Source organism: Citrobacter sp. Cb028, from assembly GCF_030336705.1.
Taxonomy (GTDB): Bacteria; Pseudomonadota; Gammaproteobacteria; order Enterobacterales; family Enterobacteriaceae; genus Citrobacter; species Citrobacter braakii.
The window spans coordinates 1,817,834-1,829,367 of the sequence record NZ_JAOWCZ010000034.1; the positions used below are offsets into that span (position 1 = coordinate 1,817,834).

Consider the following 11,534-nt stretch of genomic DNA (forward strand, 5'->3'; position numbering starts at 1 on the left):
CCACAACAAAATGGATAAAAAATTAAAAAAAGTTGTATCAGTTGGCGCTTTAATTCAATTTATATGATGAATACTTAGTTACCAATTAATAAATATAAAAAATGAGTAACCGAACAATAAATGTTAAATCCTTACTGAGGGCTTTTTAGTGGCAAATGCAAACAAACTCACGTTGTTTATCGTGATCTTCATGTTGGCGGGGATCCTGTCAGGGGCGGTGATCCACTCTTATGCCGCCCCCGGCGTAGTGACCGCCTGGGCCGATAATATTACGCTTCTCACCGACATCTTTTTGCGCCTGATTAAAATGGTGATCGCACCTTTAGTATTCAGCACCCTGACCGTCGGTATTATGCGCCTGGGGGAAACGTCCACCATCGGGCGCGTAGGCGGCAAAGCGATGATCTGGTTTATCAGCTCTTCCATACTGTCTATTCTGGTCGGTCTGTTTGTGGTTTCTCTTGAACAACCCGGAAGCGGCCTGAACCTGGCGATCCCGCTGGAAGCCACTGATACCGGCCTGGCCGTGAGCGGCATGAGCCTGAAAGGTTTCCTGACTCACACCATCCCAACCAGCATAGCCGAGGCGATGGCCAACAATGAGATCCTGCAAATTGTGGTGTTCTCGATGTTCTTCGGTATTGGTGGCGCATCCCTTGGTGAGAAGTTCAATGCCCCGCTGGTTGCCGCGCTGGATGTGGTCTCCCACATTATGCTTAAGGTGACTGGCTACGTGATGTACGTTGCGCCGCTGGCCATTTTCGCCGCCATTTCCTCCGTTATCTCCACCCAGGGTCTGGGGATCCTGCTTAACTATGCGTCGTTCATCGGCGGCTACTATGTGGCTATTTTGCTGACCTGTCTGGTTCTGCTGGCGGTCGGTTATGTCATGCTGAAAAAAGAGGTTTTTCGTCTGGTAAGCATGCTGAAAGATCCGGTTCTGGTCGCATTTACTACCAGCAGCTCGGAAGCCGCCTATCCAAAAACGCTGGAGCAATTAACCAAATTTGGTTGCTCGCCTAACATCGTGTCATTTGTATTGCCTATCGGTTATTCATTTAACCTGGTCGGCTCGATGGTTTACTGTTCATTTGCCTCGATGTTTATCGCGCAGGCCTATAACATTCACCTCTCCTTTGCAGAAATCACCGTCCTGATGCTGACGCTGATGCTGGCGTCAAAAGGGATTGCCGGCGTGCCGCGTTCTGCGCTGGTGGTGCTGGCAGCAACCATTCCGAGCTTTAATATTCCGGTTGCCGGGATTCTGTTACTGATGGGTATTGACCACTTCCTGGATATGGGACGTTCAGCAATCAACGTATTAGGTAACGGGATTGCAACGGCGATGCTGGCACAAGATGAAGGTTTACTGGAAGAAGAACCGGAGCTGGTTGAGCGGGAAGCGTAAGGGGAAATCTGCCGGATGTGCTACGCGTATCCGGCCTACAACCGCAATCATTGTAGGCCGGATACGGTATAGCGGTTACGCGACGTGACTGGCGGCAATATCCAGCAGCGCCATTTCTTCGCTATTGAGCAGCTTCTCAATGTTAACCAGGATCAGCATCCGGTCACCCAGAGCCCCCAGTCCCGTCAAGTATTCCGTCGACAGCGTTACGGCAAATTCCGGTGCCGGACGGATTTGATCCGTTGTCAGCGACAGCACATCCGAGACGCCATCGACCACAATCCCGACCACCCGCTGGCCCAGATTCAGCACAATCACCACGGTGTTTTCGTTGTAATCCACATCGCTCTGGCTAAACTTCACGCGCAGGTCAACAATCGGCACAATCACACCACGCAGATTGGTGACACCTTTGATAAACGCAGGCGTGTTAGCAATACGCGTCACCTGATCGTACCCTCGGATTTCCTGCACTTTCAGGATATCGATACCGTACTCTTCATCCCCCAGCGTAAACACGAGGAATTCCTGACCTGACGGTTCGCCGGCCAGTTTAGTTACATTACTCATACCGGTCATATTATTCCCTTCTCACTCAATCAGGCGGCTGTGATCGCCACACGTTGTTCGCGGTTTAATCCCTGCAATGCAGAGACATCGACAATCAGCGCGACGCTGCCGTCGCCGAGGATCGTTGCTGCAGAAATACCTGGCACTTTGCGGTAGTTGCTTTCCAGGTTTTTGACGACCACCTGGTGTTGACCAATTAACTGATCGACCAGCAGCGCGTAACGACGCCCTGCACTTTGCAAAATCACCACAATACCTTGAGTCGCTTCGGTTTTTGCGCCTTCAACTTCAAAGACTTTCCACAGCTCAACCAGCGGTAAATATTCGCCACGCACTTCCAGCACGCGCTCTCCTCCGGCCAGCGGATGGAGATCTTCTTCGCGCGGTTGCAGTGATTCCATAACGGCATTCAGCGGCAGAATAAAGACTTCGTCGGCCACGCGCACGGACATGCCGTCGAGGATCGCCAGCGTCAGCGGCAGCAGAATTCGGATAGTCGTCCCCTGTCCCTGTTTGGACTGGATCTCAACATGGCCCCCCATCTCCTGGATATTTCGCTTCACCACATCCATACCCACGCCGCGGCCAGAGACATCCGTCACCTGTTCAGCGGTCGAGAAGCCCGGGGCGAAGATCAGCATACCGACTTCGTCATCGCTCATGTTTTCGTGGATCGGCATCCCCTGGGAGATAGCTTTGGCGAGGATTCGTTCACGGTTCAGACCGGCGCCATCATCGGTGACTTCAATACAGATATTCCCGCCCTGGTGCTCCGCGGAAAGCGTCAGATTACCGATTGGGCTTTTCCCGGCTTCAAGGCGTTTTTCCGGCAGTTCAATACCGTGATCGAGGCTGTTACGCACCAGGTGCGTCAACGGATCGATGATGCGTTCAATCAGGCTCTTGTCGAGTTCGGTTGAGCTTCCCACCTGTGTCAGTTCGACCTGTTTACCCAGCTTACCGGCCAGGTCACGCACCAGACGCGGAAAACGGCTGAACACATACTCCATGGGCATCATACGAATCGACATCACCGACTCTTGCAAGTCGCGGGCGTTACGTTGTAACTGACCCATACTGGTGATGAGATCGCCATGGTTGACGGGATCCAGTTCGTTAGAACGTTGTGCCAACATAGACTGGGTGATGACCAACTCACCGACCAGGTTAATGAGCTGATCGACCTTCTCAACCGCTACGCGGATGCTGGTCGACTCGCTGGCGCGGGCGGGTTTGTCGCGTTCCGCGCGTCCGTTTGGCGCTTCACTGGCGGCGGCTTTTGCCGCTGGCGCAACGGCAACCGGCTGCGGCTTCGCGACAACGGCTACCGTTTCTGCTTCAGCTTCAGTTTCAACGGCTGCGGGCGCTGCGCTGACGGTTTCGAATTCAATCTGATCAGCTTCAATCACAAAGCACAGCACCGCGATGATGTCATCTTCCGCGAGGTTGCCATCAAGCGTTGCTGACAACGTGTCGCTCCCTTTCACCACATCGGTTAAGGTCGCCAGGTTCCCCAGCTCCTCTTCCAGTAAATCCACTTCATTGGCTTTCAGGCGCGTGAGAATAATGCGTTTCTTGCTCTCTTCACTTGCAGACTCAGGCTGTGCAACCGCCTCTTCCTGCATTGCAGCGCTGTCAACAACGCTCAGTTTTGCGGTGTTGACGACTGCCGGTGCGGTTTCACCTTTCGCTTCGAGCGCTAACTGTCGTAACGCATTACAAATGTACTCAAAGCTGGCGGCATCCGGCTCCTCTGAGTTTTTATAGGCGTCGAGCTGTTCCTGCATAATATCTTTCGTTTCCAAAAACAGGTTGATAATGTCGGCATTGAGCTGCATCTCGCCACGCCGCGCTTCATCCAGCAGGTTTTCCATCAGATGGGTCGTTTCCTGCAAAATGGTAAAGCCGAAGGTGCCCGCCCCGCCTTTTATCGAGTGCGCAGCACGAAAAATTGCATTCAGCTGTTCGGAATCCGGGGCTTCAGGAACCAAATCAAGCAGGTGTTGCTCCATGTCAGCCAACAGTTCGTCAGCTTCATCAAAAAATGTTTGATAAAAATCGCTTATATCCATGCTCACGCTATCACCTCGGATTGGCTGGTGGCGATGTGGGAACGCTTGCCGGCGGGAGTTCCGCTGGCTGTTGTAAGACACTTACCGGCTCATTCTGGCTTTCAGCGTTTTCATGCAAAATGGCCTCTTCCGCCTGCTTATTGAGAACCAGCAGGCTAATACGGCGGTTGATAGCGTCTTCAGGACCGCGATCGCTCAGACGCATCGTGGCGGCCATACCTACCACACGTAATACTTTTCCATCATCCAGACCGCCGCTAACCAGTTCGCGACGCGACGCGTTAGCGCGATCGGCGGACAACTCCCAGTTGCTATACCCTTTTTCACCATTGGCGTAAGGGTAATCATCCGTATGGCCGGAAAGGCTGATTCGATTAGGAATGCCGTTAAGCACTGGCGCTATGGCTCGCAGGATATCGCGCATATACGGTTCCACCTCAGCGCTACCGGTTTTAAACATCGGGCGATTCTGACTGTCGATAATCTGTATCCGCAGCCCTTCCTGAACTAAATCAATTTTCAAATGCGGGCGCAGCGCACGCAGTTTGGGGTCAGATTCAATCAACTGATCGAGATCGCCGCGAAGTTTGCTCAAGCGGCTTTGTTCCATGCGTTTTCTCAGATCATCGATATTCGGCTGCTTGTTCACCTCTCCCTGCTGCTGGGTGTAATCATCCCCGCCGCCTGGAATTGGACTTTGGCTATTCGAAATACGATTTCCCCCGGTTACCGCAGTAGCCAGCGGCGTACGGAAATATTCGGCAATCTGGATCAATTCTTTAGGGCTAGAGATGGAAATGAGCCACATCACCAGAAAGAAGGCCATCATCGCGGTCATAAAATCGGCGTAGGCGATTTTCCACGAACCATGCGCCCCACCACCGTGACCTTTATGCTTGCGCCGCTTTACAACGATAATGGGATGGGCCTGATTTTTCATGCGTCCTCGGTCGTCTGCTGCGCAGTTGGATTTCTCACCGCACGAACATGCTCTTCCAGTTCGATAAACGATGGACGTTCGCTGGAATACAGAGTCTTACGACCAAATTCGACGGCAATTGGCGGCGCGTAACCATTCAGATTGGAGAGCAGAGTTATCTTCACACACTGCATCATTTTGGTGGTTTCAGCGCTTTTCTGGCGCAGAACGCTGGCAAGCGGAGAAATAAATCCATAGGCCAGTAAAATACCGAGGAATGTCCCTACCATGGCATGTGCAATCAGCGAACCCAGTTCAGCCGCCGGACGATCGGCAGAAGCCAGCGCATGGACAACCCCCATGACCGCCGCCACGATCCCGAACGCCGGTAATGAATCCCCCACCATCGCCAGACTGTTGGCCGGGACTTCGGCCTCACTTTCGTGAGTCTCAATCTCTTCATCCATCAGCGCTTCAATTTCAAACGTGTTCATGTTGCCGCTGATGATCAGACGCAGATAATCGACAATGAAATCAAGCATCACGGCATCAGCAAGAATGCGCGGATAGCTGGCGAAAATTTCACTCTCTTTGGGGTTTTCGATATCGCGTTCAAGCGAGAACATGCCCTGCTGACGTGACTTGGCCATCAGGCGATACAACAGCGCCAGCAGATCCATATACATCGCTTTGGTGTATTTTGAACGACGAAAAAGCATCGGGATGGCTTTCATCGTCCCCTTAATGGCTTTCCCGTTATTGCCGACGATGAATGCCCCAATACCCGCGCCACCGATAATCACCAGCTCAGCCGGTTGATAGAGTGCCCCAAGGTGTCCGCCGGTCATCATGTAACCGCCGAAAACTGTACCAATAACAACCAGGTAACCTAATAAGATAAGCACGACATCATCCTTTCGCAATTGACTATGACAGGATGCGCAGTCGGGCAGTTAACTCGAGGTCAGGACAAAAAAAAGCAGCGGTAATCGCTTACCGCTGCTGGAGTGTTTGTCCACACCGTATCAGTTAAACAGCCTGTTCGATCTGTTCATCCAGCAGTTGTGGAATAATATCGGCAGCATTCTGGGAAAGTTTACGTCTTTTTACGGCGCGTGATGGCGGTTGGCATAAACTGCAGGCAAAGCTGCCTGCGGGTTGGTGAGCGTGGGTAATAAAATTCCCACCGCAGCAATTGCATCGGGACAACTCCAGCAATCCGCTGTCGACAAAACGCACCAACGTCCATGCGCGAGTTAACGCCAGCAGTGGCCCTTCTTCTGGCTGCGGGCACTGCTCAAGATATAAACGATACGCTTTGATCACGGCATCCACGCCGCTGCACAAACCAGTTTTGAGCAGGAATTGCCATGCGTTGCAAAACATCGAAGCATGAATGTTTTGTTCCCACGTCATAAACCAGTCGGTGGAGAAAGGCAGCATCCCTTTTGGCGGAGGGCTGCCGCGTAATTCTTTATACAGCTTGATAAGTCGGCCACGGCTTAATTGCGTTTCGCTTTCCAGCATTTGCAAACGGGCGCCCAATGTGATTAATTCCATCGCTAGCTGGATATCACGCGCTTCCTGAACAATGCTTTTTTCGCTCATCATCAAGCCCTTTTCTTGCGCGCTGCTTCATCGATGTCACTTAACAGTCGCGTTGAAAGCATGATACCGGTATGAATTTGCTGAAGATCGTCAACGCGGGAGTCTTGCGTCAGGCGAGTAACGGTCTGGTGATCGTCGAAACGGAAATGACAGACCAGTTGGTTTGTTTCAGCCAGTTTGACCATTTGTGGAAGTGTTAATGTTGCCAACGTGTCCGCCATTTCTTCGCTGATACCAAGGCGAAACATCGCAGATGCTTTGTCCTGAACGATCAAACGCTGTGCAAGCAATAAATATGACAAATTGATGTCATAGATGTGTTTCAGCAACTCGGATGTATGCATTATTTGCATCCATAATAACCAACATTGTTTTCATGCGGTGAAACCGCACCCCGTGATGTCGCCGGGAAGGCCCGGTAAAAAAAAGCAAAAGGTCAAATACATAGCAGCGTGACGGCACTTACGCGTTGTCTAAACATTCCCTTTTCAGAAAGCCGCGCCCCTTACAAGCTCACATCAATTCTTACAAATGTCTAAGATTTTTCCTAATTCGACGCAACTCTACCCGCCGCCCGTTACACATACAACGTAGGTATGCTGCGAATTTGAAGAATATGTGACATAGATCACATAAACCAGCTAAACACTTAACATAAATCCATCAGCACAGCTTTTACTTTGCTTATTTTTTAATCTCAAGTTCGCCATTTCAATTCCTGACATACGAATATTCTTGCAATAAAAGCGAATAGTATTTTGTTCACAAACGTTAATATCACCTTGTGAAATAGCGAGCTTGATCACATATTTAATGTAAAACACTATTTTAATTAAATCCTTTATAAACAATGACTTAAATATTAAGGGTGATTAATTAATACCGGGTAGTGATAACCCGTTAAATGTTAACTTATGTTAATTTTTAATTAACACATTGTTTTCATTAGCGGTGAGTTTTACTTAAGTAAGCTGAACGTATTTACAAGTTATATGACGCAATTATTCTATTTATAAGAATAATTAATGAATAACCATGATGACATTCACACTATCCAGGAAGGAAACGTTGCAGTATGGAGTAAGCTGAGCAATGCTGAGAAACCCTCTCATAATTCTTGAAAAAAGGAGCGAGTTATGAGCTATACACACATTCTTGTGGCCGTTGCCGCCACCCCTGAAAGCCAGCAGTTGTTAGCCAAGGCGGTTTCAATCGCTCGCCCTGTCAACGCTCGTATTAGCCTGATAACTCTGGTCTCAGACCCTGAACTGTATAATCAGTTTGCAGCACCTATGCTGGAGGACCTGCGTGAAGTGATGCAAGAGGAGACTCAGGATTTTATCGACAAGCTCAGCAAAGAAGCACAGTACCCCATTGAGCATACCTTTATTACCTATGGGGCACTGAATGAACATATTCTGGATGTATGCCGTAAACACGCGGTCGATCTGGTCATTTATGGCAACCATAACCACAGCTTCTTTTCGCGCGCATCCTGCTCAGCAAAAAGCGTGATCGGTGCCAGCCACGTGGATGTTCTGCTGGTTCCACTGGCTGGAGATTGACCTGCGTTTTCTGAGCGTTACGCCAGTTTAGTGCAGGGAGAAACGTTGTCTGGCAATGGCTGTTTACTCTGACGTGGGATGACTTTTTCCAGATCGCAAATGAACCTCGCCTGCCAGTTATCGATATCGTTTTTAATGATAGTTTCGAGCATCTCAGCGTGGCGGGAGATACGCTCAGAAAGCGGCATCGTCAGAGCCTGGTTTAATGCGCCAGCCACTTCGTCGCGGTCATAAGGATTAACAATAAGCGCGGCAGTTAGCTCATTCGCGGCCCCGGCAAATTGCGATAACACCAGCACGCCGGGGTTGGCAGGATCCTGCGCGGCCACGAATTCTTTCGCAACCAGGTTCATACCATCTCGCAGCGGCGTCACCAGCCCTACATCAGAGTAGCGGAAGATTTTCATCAGCAATTTACGATCAAAGTACTGATTCAGATAATAGAGCGGCGTCCAGCCCAACTGCCCATATTTACCGTTAATCCTCCCCGCTTCAGTCTCCAGTTGGTGCCGAATATCCTGGTAGGCCTGCACCTCTTCACGCGAAGTTGGCGCTATCTGGGTGTAGCGAATTTTACCATGGTGCTGCGGATAGTGTTCCAGCAGAGCCTCATAGGCCTGAAAGCGCTCCGGCAAACCCTTAGAATAATCCAGACGCTCAACGGAGAAGATATTCTGCACATTTTTGAGTTCTGCTTTCAGTTGCGCCAGCTTCGGCGGCAAAGGTCCGGAAGCCTGACGGGCGATCTCATCCGGCTCAATACCGATGGGATAGACCTGGGTACGAAACGCTTTTCCCCATGCGCGGTGGTGCTGCTCGCTCTGAGTGGTTACCTGAGTCTGGGCTGCCAGACAATCCAGAAAAGCCTGACGATCGTTTTCGGTCTGGAAACCGAGTAAATCAAAGTCACACATCTGCTCAAGTAGCGTCTGATGTGGGGGTAAGGCATTAAAGATTTCCGGCGTCGGAAAAGGGATATGCAGGAAAAAACCGATACGGTTATTCACGCCGCGTTTACGCAGCTCGCTGGCAAACGGCAACAGATGGTAATCATGAACCCAGATTATGTCGTCATCGCTGAGCAGCGGCAGCAGTTTATCTACCAGCAAGGCATTCACCCGCTGATAGCCCTCCCATGCAGGACGCTGAAACTGTACCAAATCGAGGCGATAGTGAAATGCAGGCCATAAAACCGCATTGGAAAACTGGCAGTAATACTCTTCGTAATCCTGTTCACTCAAATTAAACGAAGCCCAGGTAATGTTGCCACGCGTGACTTTTTTTAGTGGTTTGTCCTCATTACCCGTGTCGCCACTCCAGCCAAACCACAGGCCACCAGCAGCCTTCAACGCGCCCAGCACACCGACGGCAAGCCCACCTGCGCTCCCTTTGTCATCGGGTGAGGCGATACGATTAGATACTACGACTAAACGACTCATAGCCACCTCTTCTGTTATTCGTTGCTTTCGATTCTTTCTGCGAAGAGTTAATTTGTTCCAGCCAGTGCCAGACATCACTCACGCCATCCAGACGCCATGTCGCCTGCGTCGCTCCATTCCCCACCTTCACGGAAATGCCCCCAGCGCGATTAACCACGCCAAATCCTGTTTCGTCCGTCAGATCGTCACCAAAAAAAACGGGGACCCGTCCGGCAAAAGGTGCTTCCTGCATAAATGCGGCAATTGCGTCGCCTTTGTTCGTACCCTTTGGTTTTATCTCCACAACGCATTTTCCGTGCTGTAAAGCCAACTGCGGCCATCTGTGCGTGATGCGCTCAGCCAGATTAATTAGCGCCGCTTCATGTTCCGGGGCCTGGCGATAGTGCAGTGCGAACGCCATCCCTTTTGCTTCAAGCGTTGTACCCGGCATCGTCGCCAAGGCGGTACTTAATAGCTCTCCTGCTTCGCGCTCTATTGCCGCAGCCAGGCGCACTATATGAGTTTGACCATTGATGTCACGGCGCTCTGCCCCATGCACTCCGGCGAGCGGAAAACGAAAGGGAGTGGTAAGCGCGTCAAGCTCAGCCATCGAGCGCCCTGAAATCAATGCCAGCGCACCCGCATTATGCGTCGCCAACTGATGTAATAACTGCAGGATTGTCTGAGGGACAACGACCTGGTCTGGATAAGGTTTGATCTCAGCCAGTGTCCCATCGAGATCAAAAAAATAAGCACAGCTTGCAGATTGTTCAGGGGGTAAGATCAGTGATGCTGTCACCCGGTTATCCTCCTCATCATGGTCTGTACGCCGCGCGGATCGCGCCGTATATATGATGTATGACGGATATAAGTATAGACAGTGTGACCATGCTCGCCATTTGGAAAAACAATCGCCAGCCGGGTAGCGGCTGGCGATGAGCTAAAGCTAGACTAAAAAGTTGGGGTTAAAATCATCAAACAGTACGCTTCGCTTTTTGCTTGTAACGGTCGAAGATCACCGCCGCCAGCAGGATCAGACCACGTACGACATACTGTGCGAACGGAGAGATGTTCAGCAGGTTCATTGCATTCTCAACCGTTCCCAGAATCAACACCCCGGCTACCACATATGAGATTTTTCCGATGCCGCCTTTAAGCGAAACGCCCCCTAACACGCACGCGGAAATCACGATCAGCTCATAGCCGATTGAGGTCATTGGCTGGCCGCTGGTCATACGTGATGCGAGGATAATCCCGGCGATGGCGGATACCAGCCCGGACAGAATAAAGATAATAATTTTGGTACGAACGACCGGAACCCCAGCCAGACGTGCCGCCTCTTCATTCCCCCCAATGGCCAGCGTGTTACGACCAAACGTGGTTTTATTGAGCAGTAAGCCAAAAACGATGAAACAGACGACCGTGATCCAGATAGGTGCCGGCAGACCAAACCAGTTGGCGTAGCCGAGAGTGAAGAAGCGCTCGTCTTCAATCCCTACCGCCTTACCGTCGGAAATAATGTAGGCCAGACCACGCACAATCTGCATCGTCGCAAGGGTCGTGATCAGGGCGTTAATTTTCAGCCGCGCAATCACGAACCCATTCACCAGACCACATAGAATACCGAGCAGTAGCCCGGCAGCCACGCCAATCCACAGGCTTTCGGTCATATTAATGACCACGGCTGTAGTGACCCCGGCGCAGGCAATCACGGAGGCAACGGACAGGTCAAAGTCACCGGATGCCAGGCAAAACAGCATCCCGCACGCGACCATACCCGACATCGATACCGCCAGCCCCAGCCCCTTCATGTTGATGAAAGTGGCAAAGTTAGGCACAAAGAGGGAACAAACCAGGAACAGCGCGGCGAACACGACCAGCATCCCGTATTGATCCCAAATGCGACCAAGATTTAGCGCCGACTTTGCAGCACCTGAACCCGATGTTGAAACGGAAGACATCATTCTCTCCTTA

Annotated in this window: 11 protein-coding genes; 2 read left to right on the forward strand and 9 right to left on the reverse strand. The window is 51.0% G+C overall.

The window, feature by feature from the left end; all coding sequences use genetic code 11:
• Positions 1–148 precede the first annotated feature (148 nt).
• Positions 149–1,408 carry a dicarboxylate/amino acid:cation symporter gene (locus OGV75_RS18380; RefSeq protein ID WP_016153439.1) on the forward strand — a complete coding sequence of 420 codons (1,260 nt, stop codon included), beginning with the start codon at positions 149–151 and terminating at the stop codon, positions 1,406–1,408.
• A gap of 75 nt (positions 1,409–1,483) precedes the next feature.
• Here the strand turns inward: OGV75_RS18380 and cheW are convergent, their stop codons facing one another.
• From cheW to flhD, 6 genes are all read right to left on the reverse strand, one after another.
• On the reverse strand, positions 1,484–1,987 hold the full coding sequence (gene cheW / locus OGV75_RS18385; RefSeq protein WP_003034638.1) for a chemotaxis protein CheW: 504 nt from the start codon (positions 1,985–1,987) through the stop codon (positions 1,484–1,486).
• A 20-nt stretch (positions 1,988–2,007) separates the two neighbouring features.
• Positions 2,008–4,056, reverse strand: a complete 2,049-nt coding sequence (gene cheA / locus OGV75_RS18390; protein WP_200013618.1) for a chemotaxis protein CheA — start codon at positions 4,054–4,056, stop codon at positions 2,008–2,010.
• Between the two features lie 4 nt (positions 4,057–4,060).
• Positions 4,061–4,990 carry a flagellar motor protein MotB gene (gene motB, locus OGV75_RS18395; RefSeq protein ID WP_016153441.1) on the reverse strand — a complete coding sequence of 310 codons (930 nt, stop codon included), beginning with the start codon at positions 4,988–4,990 and terminating at the stop codon, positions 4,061–4,063.
• Entirely contained in the window at positions 4,987–5,874 is an 888-nt protein-coding gene (gene motA, locus OGV75_RS18400) for a flagellar motor stator protein MotA (RefSeq protein WP_016153442.1), read from the reverse strand. The genes motB and motA overlap by 4 nt, the downstream gene beginning before the upstream one ends.
• 124 nt (positions 5,875–5,998) lie before the next feature.
• A complete protein-coding gene (flhC, locus tag OGV75_RS18405; protein WP_085951062.1) occupies positions 5,999–6,583 on the reverse strand; it encodes a flagellar transcriptional regulator FlhC in 585 nt (194 codons plus the stop codon).
• On the reverse strand, positions 6,580–6,921 hold the full coding sequence (gene flhD / locus OGV75_RS18410; RefSeq protein WP_016153444.1) for a flagellar transcriptional regulator FlhD: 342 nt from the start codon (positions 6,919–6,921) through the stop codon (positions 6,580–6,582). The genes flhC and flhD overlap by 4 nt, the downstream gene beginning before the upstream one ends.
• Before the next feature lie 792 nt (positions 6,922–7,713).
• Between flhD and uspC the strand changes: the two genes are divergently transcribed.
• Positions 7,714–8,142: a universal stress protein UspC gene (gene uspC, locus OGV75_RS18415; protein WP_016153445.1), complete on the forward strand. Its 429-nt coding sequence runs from the start codon at positions 7,714–7,716 to the stop codon at positions 8,140–8,142.
• A gap of 17 nt (positions 8,143–8,159) precedes the next feature.
• Here the strand turns inward: uspC and otsA are convergent, their stop codons facing one another.
• The 3 genes from otsA to araH all read right to left on the reverse strand — a co-directional run bounded on the left by otsA (position 8,160) and on the right by araH (position 11,521).
• Positions 8,160–9,581 carry an alpha,alpha-trehalose-phosphate synthase gene (gene otsA / locus OGV75_RS18420; RefSeq protein WP_047416575.1) on the reverse strand — a complete coding sequence of 474 codons (1,422 nt, stop codon included), beginning with the start codon at positions 9,579–9,581 and terminating at the stop codon, positions 8,160–8,162.
• On the reverse strand, positions 9,556–10,359 hold the full coding sequence (gene otsB / locus OGV75_RS18425) for a trehalose-phosphatase (RefSeq protein ID WP_286480995.1): 804 nt from the start codon (positions 10,357–10,359) through the stop codon (positions 9,556–9,558). Before otsB ends, otsA begins: the two co-directional genes overlap by 26 nt.
• A gap of 175 nt (positions 10,360–10,534) precedes the next feature.
• Entirely contained in the window at positions 10,535–11,521 is a 987-nt protein-coding gene (gene araH, locus OGV75_RS18430; RefSeq protein WP_016153448.1) for an L-arabinose ABC transporter permease AraH, read from the reverse strand.
• Positions 11,522–11,534 lie beyond the last annotated feature (13 nt).

Bases quoted from the DNA above. Each gene is read 5' to 3' on its own strand.
- otsA (WP_047416575.1), bottom strand. From the start codon at position 9,581: ATGAGTCGTTTAGTCGTAGTATCTAATCGTATCGCCTCACCCGATGAC.
- cheW (WP_003034638.1), bottom strand. From the start codon at position 1,987: ATGACCGGTATGAGTAATGTAACTAAACTGGCCGGCGAACCGTCAGGT.
- flhD (WP_016153444.1), bottom strand. From the start codon at position 6,921: ATGCATACATCCGAGTTGCTGAAACACATCTATGACATCAATTTGTCA.
- motB (WP_016153441.1), bottom strand. From the start codon at position 4,990: ATGAAAAATCAGGCCCATCCCATTATCGTTGTAAAGCGGCGCAAGCAT.
- uspC (WP_016153445.1), top strand. From the start codon at position 7,714: ATGAGCTATACACACATTCTTGTGGCCGTTGCCGCCACCCCTGAAAGC.
- araH (WP_016153448.1), bottom strand. From the start codon at position 11,521: ATGTCTTCCGTTTCAACATCGGGTTCAGGTGCTGCAAAGTCGGCGCTA.